The sequence below is a fragment of the Amycolatopsis lexingtonensis genome, from assembly GCF_014873755.1.
Taxonomy (GTDB): Bacteria; Actinomycetota; Actinomycetes; order Mycobacteriales; family Pseudonocardiaceae; genus Amycolatopsis; species Amycolatopsis lexingtonensis.
On record NZ_JADBEG010000001.1, the window covers coordinates 1,038,170 to 1,057,618 of the forward strand.

The 19,449-nt window shown below is 73.5% G+C and carries 20 protein-coding genes; 7 read left to right on the top strand and 13 right to left on the bottom strand.

Annotated elements, in window-relative coordinates; translation table 11 throughout:
• Nucleotides 1-29: 29 nt before the first annotated feature.
• Together H4696_RS05000 and H4696_RS05005 are read right to left on the bottom strand one after the other, a co-directional pair.
• Nucleotides 30-1,412 (bottom strand): MBL fold metallo-hydrolase RNA specificity domain-containing protein, encoded by a 1,383-nt coding sequence (locus H4696_RS05000; RefSeq protein WP_086859743.1) that lies wholly within the window; start codon nucleotides 1,410-1,412, stop codon nucleotides 30-32.
• An 18-nt stretch (nucleotides 1,413-1,430) separates the two neighbouring features.
• Complete coding sequence (locus tag H4696_RS05005) at nucleotides 1,431-1,724, bottom strand: hypothetical protein (protein ID WP_249026987.1); 294 nt, start codon at nucleotides 1,722-1,724, stop codon at nucleotides 1,431-1,433.
• Between the two features lie 221 nt (nucleotides 1,725-1,945).
• Here H4696_RS05005 and H4696_RS05010 point away from each other — a divergent pair, with 221 nt between their 5' ends.
• The gene (locus H4696_RS05010) at nucleotides 1,946-2,179 is read left to right on the top strand and encodes a DUF2267 domain-containing protein (protein ID WP_086859747.1); all 234 of its coding nucleotides are present in this window, start codon (nucleotides 1,946-1,948) and stop codon (nucleotides 2,177-2,179) included.
• A complete protein-coding gene (locus tag H4696_RS05015) occupies nucleotides 2,169-4,433 on the top strand; it encodes a heavy metal translocating P-type ATPase (RefSeq protein WP_086859748.1) in 2,265 nt (754 codons plus the stop codon). Before H4696_RS05010 ends, H4696_RS05015 begins: the two co-directional genes overlap by 11 nt.
• Before the next feature lie 135 nt (nucleotides 4,434-4,568).
• On the opposite strand, the gene H4696_RS05020 is transcribed toward H4696_RS05015, so the two are convergent.
• Nucleotides 4,569-5,699, bottom strand: coding sequence for a site-2 protease family protein (locus H4696_RS05020; RefSeq protein ID WP_086859749.1), 1,131 nt, complete (start codon nucleotides 5,697-5,699; stop codon nucleotides 4,569-4,571).
• A 178-nt stretch (nucleotides 5,700-5,877) separates the two neighbouring features.
• On the opposite strand from H4696_RS05020, the gene H4696_RS05025 reads away from it, so the two are divergent.
• The 4 genes from H4696_RS05025 (at nucleotide 5,878) to H4696_RS05040 (ending at nucleotide 8,794) form a co-directional block, all read left to right on the top strand.
• The gene (locus H4696_RS05025) at nucleotides 5,878-6,069 is read left to right on the top strand and encodes a hypothetical protein (protein WP_086859751.1); all 192 of its coding nucleotides are present in this window, start codon (nucleotides 5,878-5,880) and stop codon (nucleotides 6,067-6,069) included.
• Between the two features lie 141 nt (nucleotides 6,070-6,210).
• Nucleotides 6,211-7,116 (top strand): universal stress protein, encoded by a 906-nt coding sequence (locus tag H4696_RS05030; RefSeq protein ID WP_086859753.1) that lies wholly within the window; start codon nucleotides 6,211-6,213, stop codon nucleotides 7,114-7,116.
• A gap of 74 nt (nucleotides 7,117-7,190) precedes the next feature.
• Nucleotides 7,191-8,192, top strand: a complete 1,002-nt coding sequence (locus H4696_RS05035; RefSeq protein WP_211299673.1) for an inorganic phosphate transporter — start codon at nucleotides 7,191-7,193, stop codon at nucleotides 8,190-8,192.
• Nucleotides 8,189-8,794 (top strand): hypothetical protein, encoded by a 606-nt coding sequence (locus H4696_RS05040; protein WP_086859755.1) that lies wholly within the window; start codon nucleotides 8,189-8,191, stop codon nucleotides 8,792-8,794. The genes H4696_RS05035 and H4696_RS05040 overlap by 4 nt, the downstream gene beginning before the upstream one ends.
• A gap of 14 nt (nucleotides 8,795-8,808) precedes the next feature.
• On the opposite strand, the gene H4696_RS05045 is transcribed toward H4696_RS05040, so the two are convergent.
• From H4696_RS05045 to H4696_RS05060, 4 genes are all read right to left on the bottom strand, one after another.
• Complete coding sequence (locus H4696_RS05045; protein WP_086859757.1) at nucleotides 8,809-9,285, bottom strand: nitroreductase/quinone reductase family protein; 477 nt, start codon at nucleotides 9,283-9,285, stop codon at nucleotides 8,809-8,811.
• 20 nt (nucleotides 9,286-9,305) lie between these two features.
• A complete protein-coding gene (locus H4696_RS05050; RefSeq protein WP_158104301.1) occupies nucleotides 9,306-9,452 on the bottom strand; it encodes a hypothetical protein in 147 nt (48 codons plus the stop codon).
• 90 nt (nucleotides 9,453-9,542) lie between these two features.
• Nucleotides 9,543-9,977, bottom strand: coding sequence for a nitroreductase family deazaflavin-dependent oxidoreductase (locus H4696_RS05055; protein WP_249026988.1), 435 nt, complete (start codon nucleotides 9,975-9,977; stop codon nucleotides 9,543-9,545).
• Nucleotides 9,978-10,012: 35 nt separating this feature from the next.
• A complete protein-coding gene (locus H4696_RS05060) occupies nucleotides 10,013-10,669 on the bottom strand; it encodes a phosphoribosyltransferase (RefSeq protein ID WP_192782082.1) in 657 nt (218 codons plus the stop codon).
• A gap of 240 nt (nucleotides 10,670-10,909) precedes the next feature.
• On the opposite strand from H4696_RS05060, the gene H4696_RS05065 reads away from it, so the two are divergent.
• Nucleotides 10,910-12,562 (top strand): PAS domain-containing protein, encoded by a 1,653-nt coding sequence (locus H4696_RS05065; protein WP_158104323.1) that lies wholly within the window; start codon nucleotides 10,910-10,912, stop codon nucleotides 12,560-12,562.
• Nucleotides 12,563-12,650: 88 nt separating this feature from the next.
• On the opposite strand, the gene H4696_RS05070 is transcribed toward H4696_RS05065, so the two are convergent.
• From H4696_RS05070 to H4696_RS05095, 6 genes are all read right to left on the bottom strand, one after another.
• Nucleotides 12,651-13,781, bottom strand: a complete 1,131-nt coding sequence (locus tag H4696_RS05070) for a hypothetical protein (RefSeq protein WP_225955589.1) — start codon at nucleotides 13,779-13,781, stop codon at nucleotides 12,651-12,653.
• A 240-nt stretch (nucleotides 13,782-14,021) separates the two neighbouring features.
• Nucleotides 14,022-14,492 carry a hypothetical protein gene (locus H4696_RS05075; protein ID WP_249027025.1) on the bottom strand — a complete coding sequence of 157 codons (471 nt, stop codon included), beginning with the start codon at nucleotides 14,490-14,492 and terminating at the stop codon, nucleotides 14,022-14,024.
• 368 nt (nucleotides 14,493-14,860) lie between these two features.
• Entirely contained in the window at nucleotides 14,861-15,163 is a 303-nt protein-coding gene (locus H4696_RS05080) for a hypothetical protein (protein WP_086861114.1), read from the bottom strand.
• A 14-nt stretch (nucleotides 15,164-15,177) separates the two neighbouring features.
• The gene (locus H4696_RS05085) at nucleotides 15,178-16,386 is read right to left on the bottom strand and encodes an Acg family FMN-binding oxidoreductase (RefSeq protein WP_086861112.1); all 1,209 of its coding nucleotides are present in this window, start codon (nucleotides 16,384-16,386) and stop codon (nucleotides 15,178-15,180) included.
• 60 nt (nucleotides 16,387-16,446) lie between these two features.
• The gene (locus H4696_RS05090) at nucleotides 16,447-18,366 is read right to left on the bottom strand and encodes a nitronate monooxygenase (protein ID WP_225955590.1); all 1,920 of its coding nucleotides are present in this window, start codon (nucleotides 18,364-18,366) and stop codon (nucleotides 16,447-16,449) included.
• 160 nt (nucleotides 18,367-18,526) lie between these two features.
• Nucleotides 18,527-19,435 (bottom strand): LysR family transcriptional regulator, encoded by a 909-nt coding sequence (locus H4696_RS05095; protein ID WP_158104411.1) that lies wholly within the window; start codon nucleotides 19,433-19,435, stop codon nucleotides 18,527-18,529.
• Nucleotides 19,436-19,449 lie beyond the last annotated feature (14 nt).

The following is a 19,449-nucleotide window of genomic DNA, read 5'->3' on the forward strand; positions in this document are numbered from 1 at the left end:
GACTTCCGGCCGCGGACCGTGGGCCGGCGTCAGATCAGTACCCGCTCGCGGTCGCGGGCGATCGAGACCGGGAAGCCGGGGTGAGTCGCGCGGAGGCGGTCCGCGAGTGCTTCGGCGCTCTCGGGTTCGCCGTGCACCAGGTGGATCGCCCCCGGCGGTTCGCCGGCGCCGGCCCACCGGACCAGCTCGTCGGCGTCGGCGTGGGCGCTGAAGGCGTCGATCTGGGCCACCTCGGCGCGGACCGGCACGTACCGGCCGTGGATCTTGATCTCCCGGGCCCCGTTGGCGAGGTTGCGAGCCCGGGTGCCCGCCGCGGCGTAGCCGACGATGAGCACGGTGTGGCGGTCGTCGGGCAGCAGGTGCTCGAGGTGGTGCAGGACCCGGCCGCCGGTGGCCATCCCGGACGCCGACAGGATGATCGAGGGCATCGCGGGATCGTTGACCCGCATGGATTCTTCGGTGGTGCGCAGCTCGACGAGGTGGCCGGGGTCGAGCGGGTCGCCGACGCCGAGGTCGGTGCGGATCTCCGGCCACCGCTGGTTCATCGCGGTGCGGTAGACGCGGAGGGCGGCGAGCGCCATCGGGCTGTCGACGAAGATCGGCAGCTCCGGGATCGCGTGGCGGTCGGTCAGCTTCTTGAGCGCGGCCAGGACGACTTCGGTGCGGTCGACGGCGAACGCCGGGATCAGGACGCTGCCGCCGCGGGCGGTGGTCCGGCGGATCACGTCGGCGAACGTCGCGAGCGCGGACGCGTCGTCGTGGGTCCGGGCGCCGTAGGTGGACTCGAGCACGAGGGCGTCGCAGGCGGGCCGCGGCTGGGGTGGCCGGAGGACGCCGTGGGCCGGCCGGCCGAGGTCGCCGCTGAAGACGATGCCGCGCCCGTCGGTGGTGCGCAGGTGGGCCCAGGCGGAGCCGAGGATGTGCCCGGCGCGGCCGAACTCCAGCCGGACGCCCGGTGCCACGGTGGTGACGTCCCCGAACCCGATCGGCTTCAGCAGCCGGATCGCCTTCGCGGCGTCGTTCTCGTCGTACAACGGCAACGCCGGGCGGTGTTTCGACCAGCCGTAGGCGTTCGCGTGCGCGGCTTCGGCGGTCATGAGGTGGGCGCTGTCGCGGAGCACGATCGGGACCAGCCCGGCCGAGCCGTGGGTGACGTACACCGGGCCGTGCCAGCCGGACCGGACCAGGACCGGCAGGTAGCCGCAGTGGTCGAGGTGGGCGTGGGTGATGACGACGGCGTCGACGTCGGTGAGTTCGCGGGGGATCGGGGCCCAGTTGCGGCGGCGCAGCTTCGCCAGGCCTTGGAACAGTCCGCAGTCGACGAGGACCCGGGAGCCGCCGGCTTCGACGAGGTACTTGCTGCCGGTGACGGTTCCGGCGCCGCCGAAGAAGGTGAGTGCGGGTTGCGGCATCGAGAACCTCCGGTGGGCTCAGTGGTCGTGCGCGGCGGCCAGGCTCGCGCGGCAGGCGCGGACCAGCCGGCGGGTGGCGGTGGTTTCGCCGCAGGACGGGCAGTGGACGGAGACGTCGCCGGCCAGCTGGTCGATCGCGACGCAGTCGTGGAGCCAGCGACGGTGGGTGCGGCAGGTGATGCGTTCCAGCGGGTTGAGGCTGTCCTCTTCCGCACGGTCTTCGGTGGTGAGGGTGATCGCCAGGCGCCGGTCGGTGATGGTCGCCGGGGCGAAGCCGCGGGGGGAGTGCTGGCTGTCCACTGTGTGCCTCACTTTCGTCTTGATCCAGGTTCCGCCGGGCCGGGGCCGGACGACGAGGGCCGGACCGCCCCGGTTTCGCGGGACCGGAGGCCCGAGCGGGTGAGGACTTTCTGCTGTCGGGAGGTGGTGCGCGGGGCGCCGCCCCGCGGCGCGGAGGTGACCCGGTTGAGGCCCTTCGGCCCTTTCCGGCGGAACGCCGGCGGCCGAACCTCGGCACACACCCGGGAGGAGCCATGCACCCGAACGCCCCCTTCGCCCACGCGGAGAACACCGCGCACAAGCGGCCGGCCGCCTGGCCGCCCACCGTCAGGGAGCGGCTCACGATCAAGGCGGCGGTCCGCTTCGCGGCGCGGCTGCCCGGACCGCGGGGCGGGTACCGCCAAGGCCGGTCCCCGAGTCCCGTGCCGGCCCGCTGTGCCGTCCCCGGCTTCGTCGCGCCGCTCACCGAGGTCCGTCGTGCGAGCTGAAGCCCGGCGTGAAGTCCTCCTGCTCGGTGCCGTCCTGCTGCTCGTCGCGGGCGGCGGGCTCGCGTGGTGGGCGGACGCGCCGGCCGCCGCGCGGCTCGTCTGGGCCGCCGCCGACGTGGTCACCCTGGTCCCGGCCGTGGTGTGGGTCGCGGCCGATCTGCGTGCCCGGCGCTGGGGTGCCGACCTGCTCGCGGTGCTGGCACTGGTTTCCACCCTCGCGGTGGGGGAGTTCCTCGCGGGCGCGATCGTCGCCGCGATGGTCGCCACCGGGCGCGTCCTCGAAGCCGGCGCGCAGCGGCGGGCGAGCCGCAACCTGACGGCGTTGCTCGACCGTGCGCCGCGCGTGGCGCACCTGCGGACCGCGACCGGGCACGAGACCGTGCCGGTCGACGCGGTGCGGCCCGGGCAGCTGATCGTCGTGCTGCCGGGTGAGGTCGTGCCGGTGGACGGCGTGCTGCCCGGCGGCGGCACCTTCGACGAGTCCGCGCTGACCGGCGAGCCCTTGCCGGTGTCCCGGCCCGCGGACGACACCGTCCACAGTGGTGTAGTCAACGCCGGGGCCGCCGTCGACGTGCGGGCGAGTGCGGCCGCGGCCGACAGCGCCTACGCCGGTGTCGTGCGGCTCGCCGAGGAAGCCGCGGCGCGCACCGCGGGGGTGGCCCGGATCGCCGACCGCGTGGCGGTCTGGTTCCTGCCCGCGTCGCTGCTGATCGCCGCGCTGGCGTGGCTGCTGACCGGCGAGGCGGAGCGCGCGGTGGCGGTGCTGGTGACCGCGACGCCGTGTCCGCTGTTGCTGGCCGTGCCGATCGCGGTGACCGGGGGCATGTCCCGGGCGTCGAAGGCCGGCGTGGTCGTCAAGGACGGTGCCGCGCTCGAAGCCCTCGGCCGCGCTTCGGTGCTGCTGATGGACAAGACCGGCACCGTGACGCGAGGCCGGCCCGAGATCACCGACATCGTCTGCGCGCCCGGGCACGACGTGGCCGAGGTGCTCGCCCACGCGGCCGGTGTCGAGCAGTACTCCCCGCACGTGCTGGCGGCGGCCGTCGTGCGCGCCGCCGCTTCGGCCGGAGTCGCGCCGGCACCCGCCGGGGACATCACCGAGGAGGTCGGTTCGGGCGTCCGTGGCCGGGTCGGCGCGCGGCGCGTGCGGGTCGGCCGCTCCCGCCGGACCGACCTGCCGTCGTGGGCGCGGGGCGCCGCGCGGCGGGGCCGGCTCGATCTCGCGTCCGTGCTGTGGGTGGAGTTCGACGGCGAGCCGGTCGCGGCGCTGCTCGCGAAGGACCCGATCCGGCCCGACGCCGCTCGCACGATGCGGCGGCTGCGTGCGGCCGGGATCGGCGAGGTCCGGCTGCTGACCGGCGATCGCGTCGACAACGCGCGTGAGGTCGCCGCGATGCTGGGCCTGGACGACGTCCACGCCGAGGTGACACCGGCGGAGAAGGTCGCCGAGGTCGACGCCGCACGCGCCCGGGGCGTGACCGTGATGACCGGCGACGGCGTCAACGACGCGCCCGCGCTGGCGGCGGCCGACGTCGGGGTCGCGCTCGGCTCGCGCGGGGCGACGGCGGCCGCGCAAGCCGCCGACGCGGTCATCCTCGACGACCGGCTCGACCGGCTCGCGGACGCGGCCGAGATCGCCCGCCGCTCGCACCGGCTGGCGGTGCAAAGCGCGGTGGCCGGGACGCTGCTGTCGCTGGTGGCGATGCTCGCCGCGGCCGGGGGTTTCCTGGTGCCGATCGCGGGTGCCCTGGTCCAGGAGGCCATCGACGTCGTGGTGATCCTGAACGCACTCCGCGCGCTGGGCGACCGCAAGACCCACGGGCCGGCGCCGGCGGCGATGGTGCGGCGGTTCGAGTCGGAGCACGAACGGCTGCTGCCGGCCCGGGCCGCGGTCCGGCAGGCCGCCGACGCGCTGGCCGAGGGCGCGACCCCGACGGCGGACACGGCCGTGCGCACGGCGTGCTCTTTGCTCATCGAGCAGCTGCTGCCGCACGAGGAAGCCGAGGAAACCGAGCTGTACCCGGCACTCGCCGCCGCACTGGGCGGGCCCGAAGGCACGGTGACGATGAGCCGGGAGCACGCCGAGATCGGCCGCCTCGCCCGCCGGCTGCAGCGGCACCTCGCGGAGGCACCGGACGGGATCCAGCCCGACCAGGTCGACGACCTCCGCGCCACGCTCTACGGGCTGGACGCCGTGCTGACCCTGCACTTCGCGCAGGAGGAGGAAGCGTATTTCACGCTCCCGTCGACGTGAGGACCGCCCGGCGTGCACCCCAATGTGGCGTTGGTTGCGTCAGACGCACCGAACGCCACATTGGGTGCGCTGGACGCACCGAACGCCACATTGGGGCGCTCGTCCCTGGCGTCAACCAACTTTCGACGCGTGCGACTAGTGCGTCGGCCGGCGGGCTTCGGCGCCCAGCACCGCCAATTCGGCGGTGCGGGCGATGTCGCCGGGGCCGACGACGCCCACGAGGACGCCGTCCGAGACCACCAGGGCGAGGTCCTGACCGGGGCGGGCGCCGATCCGGCCGAGGACGGCCGTCACCGGCGTTTCGGGAGCCACCTGCAGGCACGCCGGAGGTCGCAGGCAGACGTCCTCGACCCGGGTCGACGGACGGGCGTCGTCGGGCACCCTGGCGAGCATCGCCAGGCTGACCACGCCGAGCGGACGGCCGTCGAACGCCACCACCGGGTAGGTGCGGAACCGCCCGGACGCGGCCTGGTCGATGAACGCCCGGACGGTGAACCAGCCGGGCGCGGTGACCGGGTTCGGCGTCATGATCTCACCGACGTGGACGCGTGCGAGGACGTCGCGCGCCGGTCCGGCCGTGAGTTCGGCTCGCGCGCTGACCCCCAGGAACCAGCCGATGCCGGCCAGCCACAGACCGGTGAGGTTGCCGAACCACATCAGCTGCACCAGGCCCGCGAAGGCCAGCACGAGGCCGAGGACGTGCCCGGACCGGGCCGCGGCGACCTGAGCCCGCCGTTTGTCGCCGGTGCGCTTCCAGACGATCGCCTGCAGGACGCGGCCGCCGTCCAGCGGCGCGCCCGGCAGCAGGTTGAACACCGCCAGCACGAGGTTCGTCCAGCCGAGCCAGTTCACCGTGACCCCGACGACGCCGGACGCCAGCAGGGAAGCACCCAGGAACCCGGCGCCGGCCAGGAGGCTCGTCACCGGGCCGGCGACCGCGACCGCGAACGCCGTGCGCGGGGTCGGGGGATCCTCGGACATCTCGGTGCTGCCCCCGAAAAGCCACAGCGTGACGCGGTCGACGGCGAGCCCGCGGCTCCGCGCGGCGATCGCGTGGCCGAGCTCGTGCGCCAGCAGCGACGCCAGGAACACCACGGACCCCGCGACGCCGGTCGCCCAGTAGACGGCCGGGGGCCGGCCGGGCACGGCTCCCGGCAGCAGCGACTGCGCCAGGAGCTCGGCCAGCAAGGCCATGGTCAGGAACACGGACCAGTGTGCGCCGACGCGGATACCGGCCGGGCGCCCGAGCGGGATGGTGGCACGCATGCTCCGACGGTCCTCCCGCGAAAGCGCGCGGGCGAGGGCCGCACCGCCCCGGGGCGAGGGACCAAAGACCCCTGTGCCGCCGACGTCCGGCCGCAGCCCGGCGGCAAGCCCGGTTCGTACCGTCGAGGTGTGGCGGAAGGGATCGCGGATCGGCGACCCCGTTGACAGGAGGAAAGTCATGGACGACAAGGAAAAGGCTGTCATCGAAGCCGAAGCCCGCCGCGACGTCGCCGAGCGCGGGCGGCACGGTCCGAAGGTGGGCCGCTACCTGCACGCGGTCGAGCACCACGCGGTCAAGGAGAACGAACAGGACGTCGTCCCGGTCGTCGCGGAAGACCTGCCGCAGCCGGCGGAGGGCCGTCAGCCCTGATCCGTCCTTTGTGGACGTGATCGCGCGGGGGACGTAAGTCCCCGCGACCGGTGACCGACGCCGGTGGTGACCGGGGTCTCGCCTTCCTAGGTTGGCGAGTGAGTCGGCCGACAGCACCTACGCGAAGGAGGAGCGGACACGATGACCGCCATCGACCCCAGGATCACCGTCGGCGTGGACGGGTCGGCGGGCAGTACCGCCGCCGTCGCGTGGGCGGCGAAGATCGCCTCGCTCCGGCACCTCGAACTCAGGATCGTGCACGGGCTCCAGCTCTCCGGCCTCTACTACGGCGGCGGTCTGCCCGGTGCCGGCGCCGAAGCGCTGTTCGACGCGTTGGTGGCCGACGGCGAGAAGATCGTCGCCGACGCCCGCGCGGTCGCCGCCTCGATCGACGAGAACCTCGTCGTCACCAGCGGCCTGCCGAACGAGCCGCCGGTGCCGATGCTGCTCGAGGAATCCCGGCACGCCCGGATGCTCGTCGTCGGCCGGACCGGCGCCGGCGGGTTCACCGGGATGCTGATCGGCGGCACGGCCGCCACGGTCGCCGCCCACGCGCACTGCCCCGTCGCGGTGGTCCGCGGTCGCGAAGGCGCCACGGTCGTCCCCGGCTCGGGGCCGGTCGTCGTCGGCGTCGACGGCAGCGCGAACAGCGAGCAGGCACTGGCCGTCGCGTTCGAAGAAGCCTCGCTGCGCGGCGCGCCGCTGGCCGCCCTGCACGCCTGGAACGACGTCACTTACGAGGACACCCGCGGCACCGCCCGGATCCTCACCCAGCCGGACACCCTTGTCGCGGACGCGGAACGGCTGCTCGGCCAGCGGCTCGCGGGCTGGCAGGAGAAGTACCCGGACGTGGAGGTCCGGCGAGTGCTCGTGCAGGGCCGGCCGCGGCACGCACTGCTCGACGCCGCCGCCGAGGCGCAGCTGGTCGTCGTCGGCAGCCGCGGCCGGGGCGGGTTCACCGGCATGCTGCTCGGCTCGACGAGCCAGGCACTGGTGCAGCACGCCGCGTGCCCGGTGCTCGTCGTCCGCCCGGAGCGGAAGGGATGACCGCGCAGCCCGGGCCGAACCCCGGTTACGCCCACCTCGACCGGACGCGGCACCGGACCCGGACGGGCTGAGGCGTGCCCGCCGCGGCCCTCTTGGTCGCGGCGATCGCGATCACCCTGGTCTTCGACTTCACCAACGGCTTCCACGACTCGGCGAACTCGGTGGCCGCGCTGGTCGCGACCCGCGCGGCCACTCCCGGCGCGGCCCTGCTGCTCGCGGCCGCCTGCCACGTCGCGGGCCCCCTGCTGGCCGGGACCACGGTCGCCGACACGGTCGGCGGCGTGGTCCGGCTGCCGGCCGCCGAGGTGCTGCCCGCGGTCGGCGCGGCCGTCACGGCGGGTATCGGGTGGAACCTGCTCACCTGGTGGCGCGGGCTGCCGTCCAGCTCGTCGCACGCGCTGGTCGGCGGCCTCGTCGGGGCGGCCGGGTTCTCCGGGGTGCGATGGGGCGGCGTCGACGGCTTGCACGTGTCCGGTGTGCTCGGCGTCCTGGCCGGGCTGGCGCTGTCGCCGATCCTCGGCGCGGGTCTCGGTGCGGCAGCCGACCTGCTCGTGCGGCGAACGCTGCGTCGCGCGCGCCGCCGGGTCGACGTCGTGGTCCGGCGCGCGGAGTGGCTGACGGCCGGGGCACTCGCGTTCAGCCACGGCGCGAACGACGCCCAGAAGTCCATGGGCGTCATCACGCTGCTGCTGGTGGCGACCGGGCACCTCGGCGCGTTCGCCGTACCGCTGTGGGTGAAGCTCGCCGCGGCGGCGGCCCTGACGTTCGGAACCGCTTTCGGGGGCTGGCGGGTCGTCCGGACCGTCGGCCGCGGCATCTACCGGATGCGCCCGGTCGACGGGCTGGCGAGCCAGGGCAGCTCGGCCGCGGTGATCCTCGCCGCCGCGGCGGCCGGGGCCCCGGTCAGCACGACCCACGTCGTCGCCGCGTCGGTGGTCGGCACCGGCGCGAGCCGCCGCGCCCACCACGTGCGGTGGTCCGTCGTGGGGGAAATCTGTTCCGCGTGGCTGGTCACCCTGCCGGCGTGCGCCGTGCTGGGGGCCGCCGCGCTCCCGTTGTGGAGGTGGTGGGCATGAGGCTGCCCAAGACGTGGTTCCTGCCGCACAACCCGGACGTGCTCGGGCTGCTGCGCGACCAGGCCGACACGGTCGGCGACGTGCTGACCGCGCTGGCGGGCTGGGCTCGCGGCCTGCCGACCGGCGGGGAGCTGCACACGCCGCTGCTGGTCCAGTCGGCCGAGCGCCGGGAGGTGCTCGTGGCGGTGCGGGACGCGTTCAGCACGCCGATCGAGGCCGAGGACGTGTTCGAACTGGCCGAGCGGCTCGGGGAGATCGCCGAGGCGGCGTACATGCTCGTCCGCGAATCCGACCTGTCCCGCACTCCGCCGGACGATCACCTGCGTGCCATGGTGCTCACCGTGGTCACCGCGTTCGACCTGCTGCACCAGGCACTCGACGTCCTGCCGCACGGTGAGGCAGCGGGCATCGCCGACCAGGCCCTGACCGCCGTGGACGCCGCGGAGCACGCGTACCGGCGGGCGATCGCGGGTCTGGAGACCGAGCCGGACCTCCGCCGGGAGATGCGGCTGCGGGAGCTGTACCGCCGGGCCGAGCACCTCGCGCTGGCTGTCCAGCGGCTGGGGAGACGCACCTGGTACGCCGTCTGCAAGATCTCCTGAGGGCCGACTGTGGCTCAACCGTCGTCTCGCAGGGTGATCGTCGCCAGCGAGAACTCGCGGACGGCCGCCTCGAGCTCGGCGGGGTCCGGGTCACGGTGGTCCGGCAGGGTCAGGCCGAAGCGGCGTTGCGCGTCCGTGCGGCCGAGCCGCACGATCGCCTCGCCCAGCCGGCCGGCCACTGTGGACGGTTCCTCCTCGAGCCGGGCGCGCATCTTCCGGGTGCGCCCCCGGTGGGTGACCGTCACCTCGGTGGCGTCCCGCAGGTTGGCCCGCCACCGGTGCTGGGTGACGACCAGCAGGGCGTCCCCGAGGTCGGCGAAACCGACCGGGATGTCGTACTGCCGCCCGGTGCGCCGGCCCGTGAGGTGCAGGACCAGCACGCTCGCGTCGAGCAGGCGGTGCAGGCTCGAGCCCGCGATGGCCCGTACCAGGGGGTTCACGGCGGTGATCAGGCGTTGGGGCGGGATCCGCCGGGTGATGGTGTCGCTCATCGTCGTTCTCCTCGGGTGTGTCAGTCGTGGTAGCGGCCGAGGTGGCTCAGGAGCGGTTCGTCGCGGTAGGTCCACGTGAAGGCGTACAGGTCCTCGATCACCCGGACGGTGACGACGCCCTCGAAAGCGTCGGTGGCGGCGGGGCCGCCGAGCAGCTGGGTCAGCACCGCCTCCGCCGAACTGCTCGGTGCCGTCGTCCGTCTCCTGCGGCCGGCGCGGCGAGCACGGCCCACATCCGCCGGTGGCTGCGGACCATGTCACTCGTCCTGGCTGATCGAGAGCTTCAGGTAGCGGCTGATGCCGAACCGGCGCCACGCCCGGGCGTACTTCGGCGCTATCTGGGCGAACGCGGCGTCGGTGTCGACGATCCGCGGGTCGGTGACCTGGTACGTGACACCCCGGGACCGGACGGTGGCCGTTCCCGCGGTGAGGACGTTGCGCAGCCAGTCGACTTCGGTGCCGTAGGGCAGGGGAACGATGAAGCCGCCGTCCGGGGTGCGGGCGGCGACGATCGGGGTGGTGTACCGGCGGCCCGAGCGGCGCCCGGTGTGCTCGATCGCCGAGGCGTACCAGTGCTTGCGTCCGGCCAGCCGCAGCATCACCGGGTTGAGGACGCGTTTGTTGAACCGCCTGACGGCGTCTTTCGCCGAGCGGGACCGGTTCGCCGTCCGTGCGTGCTCTTTGTCGGACACTTGTGCTCCCTTCTCGAATCATCACCGGACTCGCCTCAGGGCCGGGTCGTTGCGGCCCCGGCCGGCTCCCGTGCCAGCAGTTCGAGGACCTCGGTGTCGTCGAGCTGGTCGAAGTCGGTGTACCAGTCGCCGACAGAGCCCTTGCGCCGCAGCGGGACCGGGCAGAGGGTCTGGTCGACGCCGGTGGCGAGCGCCCCCAGGATCTCGAGGGGTGCGACCGGCACGGCGAGGATGATCCGGCCGGCTTCTCTGGCCCGCAGCACTCGGATCGCGGCCCGGGTGGTGGCGCCGGTCGTGATGGCGTCGTCGACCAGGACGACGGTCCGGCCGGCGACCGGCAGTGGCGGGGCGTCCGGGTGGTAGCGGGTGGTGCGCCGGGCGAGTTCGGCTTTCGCCGATCTGGCGACCCGGCCGAATTCGGCTGGGGTGACCTTGAGTGCCCGGATGGTGTTCGGGTTGCTGACGATGACGTCTGGCTCGCCGGCCGCGCCGATGACGAGGTGCGGGCGGCGTGGCGCGATGAGTTTGTGGACCAGCAGTGCGTCGAGCGGGGCGTGCAGGGCGTCGGCGACCTCGCGGGCGACGGCGACGCCGCCGCGGGGCAGGCCGAGGACGATCGGTTCGTGCCCGCGTAGGTAGTGCAGCCGCGCTGCCAGGGTTTGGCCGGCTTCCCGCCGGTCCCGGAACCGCATCGTCGCCTCCCGCCGTCGGCCGTTCCCCACCCTGCCCGGTCGGCGACCGGGCCGAGCAGGGCTGGAAGTCACGGCCTTCGACGGCACAAAGTCCTTCACGGCACGGCAGCGTTCTCGGAACGACGGGCACCAGTGTCGGCCGGGGTCGCGGGCGTGGACGAGCAGGCAGCCGGAAGTGCGTCGGTCGCTCCGGTGGTGCTAAACATGCAGACGGCCTGCCCGGTGGAGGAACGAGGCGTGATGGAGCAGAGCGTGGACTTCACCGCCGTGTTTCTGGCGGGCCCGTCCCCGATGGCCGTGTTGTCCCCGGACCTGGCTTTCCTCGCCGTGAACGACGCCTACCTGGAAGTCTCCGGTCGCGGTCGCGAGGAGCTGGTCGGGCAGGACGTGTTCACCGCCTTCCCCGACAACCCCGACGACCCCCGCGGGGCCCGGACCCTGCGCGCGTCGCTGGAGCGCGTCCTGGCGACGGGGCAGCGGCACGTCATGCCGCTGCAGCGCTACGACGTGGCCGTGGCCGGGCAGCCCGGGGTGGTCGAACAGCGGTTCTGGAGCACGGTGAACGGCCCCGTGCTCGACGAGGACGGTTCGGTCCGGTGGATCCTGCACCGCGTGGAAGAGGTGACCCACTTCCTGGAACGGCTGCCGTCGAACGATGCCGGGGCGGGCGAGCGGCAGGCGATGCAGGCGGAGGTCTTCGCCCGCAGTGAGGAACTGCACCAGGCCAACGAGCAGCTGGCCGCGGCCGCCGGCATCACCGCCGCGGTGCTGGCCGACGCGCCGACCGAAGACGTGCTGGAGCTGATCGCGAGCCGGGCGCGCTCCATCGCCGGGGTCGACCAGACGCTCGTCCTGGTGCCCGACGACAGCCGCGAACACCTCGTCGTCGCTGCCTCGGCGGGAGCGCAGGCCGACGCCTATCGCTCACTGCGGCTGCCGTTGGCCGGCGCCGCCGGACCGGAGCCGGAGCCACTGAGCGTGCGGGTCTTCCGGACCGGCCGCTCCGTGATCAGCGAGGACGCCTCGCCGGCCGCACGCGATGCGGGTCTCGGGCCCGAGGTGGCCGTCGGGGCCGCGCTGGGGGTGCCGCTCGGGCCACCGGACGCCGTGCGCGGGGTGCTGGCCGTGGTCAACGTTCCGGGCCATTCGATCACCCCGACCAGCGTCGTCCGGTCGCTGGAGCTGTTCGCCGCGCAGGCCGCGATCGTCCTGGAACTGGCGGAGCGGCGCCGGGACGCCGTGCTCCTGTCGGTGCTGGACGACCGGGAGCGCATCGCGGGCGAGCTCAACACCGCCGTCGTCGGCCGGCTCTCGACGATCGCCACCGGGCTGACCGCCGCGCTCAAGATCATTCAGCGCGAAGCCGCCGCGCGCCGGGTGGGCGACGCCGTGCGGGCGGTGGACGAGGTCATCCAGCAGCTGAACTCGGCGGTGTTCGCCATTCACGCCGATCCCGTGCGCGAGCGCGCGCTGCACCGGCGTATCCAGGATCTCCTCGACGCGGCCGCCGAAACCCTGGACGTCGCGATGACCTCACGGCTCGACAGCCGGCTCGACACCGCGCTGCGCGGGCCGGTGCGTGACCGGCTGATGGCGGTACTCGACACGGCGCTGGCGGGGGTGTCGCGCCGGTCCGGGGTCCGCCACGTGACGGTGACCGTCGATCTGCGGCCGGAACCCGGCCTGGGGTGTCTGTTCGCCCAGGTCGAAGACGACGGCACCTTCGCGTCGCCGGACAGCGACGCGGTGGACCCGGCCGATCTCACCACCGGGCTCGGTGATTCGCTCACCCTGGCCGCGCGTCCGGCGGGCGGCACGGTCGTCACCTGGCAGATCCTTCACGCCGGTGACACCCCGGTCCGTTCTTCCCGGGAGGGGCGAAGGCACAGCTGAACACAGCCGGCCGTCCGGATACCGCCGATGCCGGGTATCCGGGCGGCCGGCTGCCGAGGTTTCACAGGGTTGCCGAGCTCACCAGGGCCTATCGCCGCTGCCAAGCGATGCCGCGGAAGGTGGCCTGGCCGGGGTCGTAGCCGAGACCGAGGATGATCCCGCCGGTGCCGGTGATGTGCTGCGCCTCCCAGGCTCGAAGGCCGGCGGGGGACGGCAACGGGTGCGCGCGGGTGTCCCAGTAGGCGGGCCGCATGGTGCCTTCGGCGAAGGAATAGCCGACCACGGTCCCGCGATCGTCGATGTCGGAGCACGAGCTCGTGGTGTCGGGTGGCAGCGGGTTCAGCACGGTCGCCTGTCCGGCACGGTCCCACCGAACGCATTTCTGCTCTCCGTCGGCGGTCCAGGCCCACCCGACCACCAAGCCGTGGTCGTTGATCGTCGCGGTGTGCGGCGACCCGAGATCCGGCTCGGTGGAGAGGTTCGTCACCTGGCCCCAGCGGTCCCACACGACCATGCCGTCGAGGATGTCACCGCGGTTGTCGATGGCGGGTCCGGTGGCGGTGTTCGGGGCCGGCAGCTTGCTGATCCGCCCGGCTCGGTCCCACCGCACGGCGAACTGCACGCCGGTCTCGTCCGCGGCGATCCCGACGACCTCGTCCCGGTCGTTCATCGAATATGCCGTGGTGTCGCCGCCGGCGGCCAGTGCCGCCAGCTCGACCGGCCGCCCGGCCGGGTCCCACCGCACCGATCGCCAGCGGTAATCGGGCCGGATGAAGCTGCCCAAGACCGAACCGCGTGCGTTGATCGAGACGGTGTACCCGGAAGCCGCGTCGCCGGGTAGCGCGAGCGCCTGCACGTGGCCGGCGCGATCCCACCGCACGGGCCGGGCGGCGGAGGACTGGGAGACGTATCCCGCGATCTCACCCGACTCGTTGACGTCGACCGCGCCTCCGTCCGGGTAGCCGGCGAGCGTGGGGAGCGCGGTCACGCCGCCCGCGCGGTTCCACCGGACCGGTCTGGTGCCCGACTCGCCGACGATCACGCCGGCGTCGTTCGCCGCGTGGGCGTCGGTCCGCTCGCCGGCCGACAAGGGGCCCAGGTCGACAGCGGTGTAGGTGGGCGCCTGCGCGGCCTGAGCGACAGGTGGATCGGACACGGACACCAGACCGAGCGCGACGAACGCGCACAGCGGAAGCAGCCGGGCTGAGCGAGTAGCCATCTTTTCCCTCCTCGGATGAACCGATGGCGGCCGGAGTTCTCCGGCCGCCCGCGCCAACGCCGACGACGGGCAGGTTCACCCGGCGGGCCGGGCCGACGAGTTCACGTCGGCGGATGCCCGGCTCGCTGCACGACTCCCGGTCGGTCTTCGTCGGTCCGGTCCGTCCGCGAGCCGATCTTTCGGCGGGCTTCCGATGGTGTCGTCGGCGAAGCGCCGATTTAAGGGGCGGAGGACGCCGGATCAAAGGACTTTCGTCGCATCGAGGTCGAGGTGGTCGCCGCTCCAGAACCGGCCGGCGTCGCCGGGGCGCCGTTTCCGGAGTGGCAGGCGACCGCGCAGCCGGCGGGCGGCGAGCTGGGTGGTCGACGGGAACGGCGTGCCGTCGAGCCGGGCGGTGGTGCGCAGGACGGTGTCTTCCAGCTCCTCGGTGACGGGGTTTTCGAGCTGGCGCAGCCAAACCCGCTGGTGGTACTTCTCGGCCCACACCCGGACGGCCCCGCGCAGGTCGTGCAGCTGCGCGCCCCGCTGGTGGCGGCCGGACCAGACGTCCGGCAGCGAACGGCCCAGCTCCGCGTGCCACAGCAGCGGCGGGAGGTCTTCGATCACCACGGCCATGCCGGCGTGGTTGACCGGGCTGTTGGTGACGACCCGGATGGTCCGGTCGGCCGCGGACTTCCCGCGGAACAGCCACAGGTCTCCGGTGCGCGTCACGGCGGCGGCTTCGTCGAGATCGAGCTGGGTGCCCGGCAGGGCAGTAGCCTAGACCGGTGCGCTGGTGGAAGGCAGTGGGTCTGGCGGGCCTACACCCCGGACGAGGTTCGTGATCGGCTGCACGCCCGCCTCGCGAAATCACCGGCCGCGTCCGAGAGCGACCCAGACGACGACAGCTGAGCCGGTCCGGCGCGGGCTCACCGCGCTGATGATCGTGCGGGCCGCCGCGCACGCCCGTCAGCCACGTGTGCGTTTGCCGCGGTGCGGTGGCCGGGCTGCACAAGCGATACGGCGACGTCGTGGCCGTGGCAACCGTCGATCGACCACCCCGGCGCCGCGACTCCCGGTCGCGACGGGCGGCCTTCTCCTCAAGCTCGTGCGCCCAGGGCGCGGATGGCCGGCCAGCCGAGCAGCAGGATCACCAGCCCGACAACGGGTGCCGCGATGCTCCACCACGCGACGATGGCCAGCGGCGCCGTGCCGAGAACGAGCAGGGCTGTGGCGATGAGCCGGGATCGCCGCGCGACGACCAGGGCGGTGAGCACGAGCCCCGCGCCGGCCAGCCCCAGCGTCCGGTCGAGGCCGTACCCGCCGAGGCCGATCCAGACGTAGAACAGGGCCGACACGGCGGTCAGCGCGGTCGTCCACCAGGTCCACGATGTACGAGTCATGACGCCCTTCCTCGTCAGCGAAGCCGAACGTCTTCGGCGGGGCGGCGAGGGCTGGGCAGCGCGTCGCCGGTGGGATAGCCGATCCGGAACGCCATCACGGGGTGCCATCCGGACGGCAGCAAGGCGGCTGTCGCGTCGGTGAACCGCGGAGGCAGCCCGGCGGTGCTCTCCCGGTCCATGCGTTCGAGTACCTGGTTCAGTGGCTGCACGGCCAGTCCTTCGCCGGTGGCCCACAGGTGCATGCGCTGCCAGCTTCGGCCCACCTGGAGGCGCTGCACCCGGTCGCGGGCGTCGCGTGCCACCAGAATCCCGAACGCCGCGGCGGTGGCGACCTGGCTGTCGCGGGTCGCGCGAAGCCACCCGTCGGCGTTCTGCTGCCGGGAGGTGCCCAGCAGCTTGGCGGCGGCGCGGATCAGCGGCGGCCGGCCTGAAGCGTCGATCGTGACTCCGTCCTTTGTGGACTGGATTTTCTGCCGGCTGGTCCGGTACCAGGCGAAGTCGTCGGCCGCTTGGTGCGCGTCGGCGTTGATCGCCTCGGTCGCCCGCACCGTGAGATCGCCGAACGTGTGCCCGTCCGCCCCGGTGAGCCACGCGAGCCGGACGGTGTCCGGCGTGGTGTCGGGGTCGAGCAGGCCGGTGATCGCTTCCCGGGTTTCCGGGGACAGGGGCCGGCCGGTGTCGTAGGCGCCGCGGTCGGTGTGCCGCTTCCCGATCGCGGCGAACAGCGACGATTGCGAGCGGGCTGCGTGGATCAGGCCGATCCGGGCGATGAGCTCGGGGCGTGCGGGGTCGGGCAGCAGCGTGACGGCCGGGGCCAGTTCGTTGGGTGGGCCGGCGAGCACGAGGTTCTCGAGGGCGCAGCCCAGTGACACGTCCAGCTCGCGGTGCAGCGGGTCCATGGTGCCGATGCCGCGGGTCATGTCGGCGTAGAGGTCGATCCGGTCCGGCTCGACGCGGAACAGCCACGGTTGGGTGTTGTGGGCGTTCGCCGCCAGGACGGCGGCGCGCACCAGGTTGAGCACGCTTGCCTCCGGTGGGTTCCACTCGTTCCATGCCGCGTAGGCCGACCCGCGCGCGGTCGCGTAGACCCCGCTGTCCACCGCGCGCCAGGTCAGGCCGCCGGCTCCGGCCACGGCGAGGGTGCCGGCCCCGAGCCCGAGCAGTCCCAGGACCCGGCGCCGGTCGAGCGTCCGCCCGGGACTGTCGTCGTGCTCGCGATTCATGCCGCGACCTCCTCATCGATGTCGGCGTCGGCTCGGCCGGGTGCCTCGTGCAGGTCGCCGCTACCCGCCGGAGAGCAGGTAGCCGAGGACGTCCGTCGCGGAGTAGCCGGTTGCCCCCGGCGGTAGCAGGTGGGGCAGGAACTCGAGGTCTTGGCCGAGGGTGATCAGCGGCGTCTCCTGGTATCCGTCGCGGCGGTTTTGGCCGAGTCCGACGGTCGCGACCAGTCCGTTGCACAGGCAGCGGCGGCCGATCGTGTCCTCGGCCGCCCCATGTTTGGCGACGTAGTCGGCGACCGGCTCGGCGGGGCAGCGGTAGCCGATCCGGCCCTGCGGGGTGTGGTACGGCGTGCGCAGGTATCCGAGGTCGCACAGCCGGGGCCGGGCCGCGTAGGTCTGCTCGTCGGCGAGGGTTCCGGGAAGCCGGGCGAGCTTGAACGGAAACCCGGCCGGTGAGGCGTGCGGGTCGTTGTGCACCTCGAGGGTGCCGTCGGTGGCGCGGTCGAGCAGCTGCCGCTTGAGTTCCGGGGCGATGCCGGACTCGGCGGAGAGCGCGAACGCGGTGCCGACCTGGATGCCGGCCGCGCCGGCTGCCTGGGCGGCGGCCAGGCCGGCTGGGCTCGCGAACCCGCCGGCGAGCCAGAACGGCAGCCCTGTCGCCGCCACCTTGGCCACCTCGATGTCGTCGCGCGGGCCGTACACCGGCTCCCCGCTGCCGGACAGCTGCAGCCGGCCGCGGGGCGGCGCGCTGTGCCCGCCGGCGACCGGGGTCTCCAGCACGAATCCGTCCGGGCGGGTTCGCGGGTCGCGGCTGAGCCTGGTCGCCAGGACCGCCGAAGAGATGATGGCCAGCAGCTTCGGCCTGCGCAGCGGCCCGGCGGCGGGCAGCAGTGCGGAGGGGTCGAAGTGGAGGGTGTGCCGTTGGTCCGAACCGGCGACGGCGACGGGGAAGTCGACCGGCGCGGGCTCGGCGAGAGCGTCGAGCAGACCGGGGAGTTCGGTCGGGATGCCCGCGCCCACCAGTACGTAGTCCACTCCGGCGAGCATGGCGCCGTACGCGGCGGCCGGGGTGGCGAGCTGGATCTTCTCGAGGTAGTTGATCCCGACCGGTCCGGTGTGTCCTTCCTTGGCGAGGAACACTTCGGCGAAGTTGCCCACGACGGTCAACGCGGTGGCGGCCGGACGCGCGGGGAGGCCGAGCCGGGCCACCCCGCGGAACGGCCGGCCGGGCTCGATCCCGCCCGGGACGAAGTACCGGTGGAGGATCCGCTCGACGAGGCCGGGCTCGGGAAAGTGCGCGAGCGCGCGGCGGAGGTGACCGCCGGGGTCGCCGCGCTGGAGGGTACGGGCCAGCAGCGCGTCGAGCGCGACACCGGAGACGACGCCGAGCTGCCCCGCTTCGGCGACGGTCCTGGCCAGCCGCCAGCTCGACACCGCGACTCCCATGCCGCCCTGGACGATCGCCGGGTGGCCGGGCCCGGTCACGAGTGCGCCCGCCCCGGCCGGTGTCCCCGCGCCACGGCGAGCAGAGCGGCGCCCAGTCCGGTGAGCAGCGCTCCGAGCCCGACCACGAGTGTCGTGAGGCGCGCCGCCTGGTAGGCGCGCCGCCTGGTAGGCGCCCAGCAGGGAGGCACGCAGTGTTTCGCCGGCGAACGCGGTCTCGCGCAGCTTGACGAGGTTCTCGTCGGCGCCACCGGCGTCGTGCAGGGCCTGGGAAAGCTCGGCGTAGGTGCGTCCGCGGGTGGCGCGCCGGACGTTGGACTTGATCAGGTCGGAGTACGCTTTCGCGCGTGCTCCGCTGTCCACCGGCAGTTCCGCGAACTCGCCGAGCGGCTCCGGGAGCGCGTCACGTCCGGGAAAACTGATCCGCTGCTGCGCGAGTTCGGACTTCAGCTGTGTCCGGCCCTGCCGGCCGCGCAGCACCAAGATCGGTCCGGCGGCCAGCAGCGAGCCGCCGACCAGCCACAGCAGCACAGTGCTCATCGGATGTGCGTTCCGCAACGGGATCGGCCTCTTTCCAGACGTTGTCGATCAACCCGGGCAGGTGCACCTTTTCGGCCGCGGGCGCCCGCCGCGGAGGGGCATAAGTCCCCATTTCCGCGCGGAAGGTCCTCCCGAAGGCTCGAGCGGTTCCGCGACCTGGTCACCCGGCGGTGGACGCGTAGGTCGGGTCCGTTCGGTGGTCCCGCGCGGTGTCCCGCAGGCACCGCAAGAGCACGGCGCCGTACTTCATGTCCGTGTTCGCCCAGGCGGCCCAGGTGCGCATCCAGTGTTCGGGGCGGTGCGCGGTGAGCGGGAGCCAAGTCCAGCCGGGGAACCACTTCCGGGCCGAAGCGCTGCCGATGAGGACCGCGTCGACGTGGGAGCTCTTGGCGATCAGCTCGCTGTGTTCGGAGAACGCGCGGAACAGCCAGCCTACTTCGGTGCCGCTGGCGGCCGCGGCGGTGCGCAGGCTGATCTCCTCGCCCTTGGAGGAGTGCGCCATCACGCGCAGGCCGGCGAGGTCGGTGACGTCGATTTCGGTCCGGCCCGCCGGGAGGACGTCCGCGCGGAAAACGCAGCCGAGGCGTTGGCGGAACAGCGGTTCGGCGTGCAGTTCGGGTGGTTCGGTGTGCATCAGGCTCAGGTCGAGCAGGCCGTTGTTGAGCATGCGGCGCTGTTCCTCGCTGGTGGCCTCGACGATGGCGAACCGGATTTCCGGTGCCTCGGCGGCGACCGCCGCCAGGTACTCCTCGATCCAGCCGTGGGGGACCCCGGACGGCACCCCGAGGTGCACGAGGTGCCCACCGGCCGAAGCGGCCTGGAGGACCTCCGGGACGCGGTCGACGAGCTCGAAGATCGACGACAGGTGGGTTCGCAGGCCCTCCCCGGCGACGGTCAGTTCGGTGCCGCGAGGCGTGCGTCGCAGGAGCCGGTGCCCGAGGTCCTTCTCCAGCTGGGCGATCTGCCGGCTCAGCGTGGGCTGGGTGAGGTGCAGGGCCGCCGCGGCGCGGGAGATCGAGCCGAACTCGGCCACCGCGCGGAAGTAGTCGAGCTGACGCAACTCAAGCATGAGCCGATGGTATG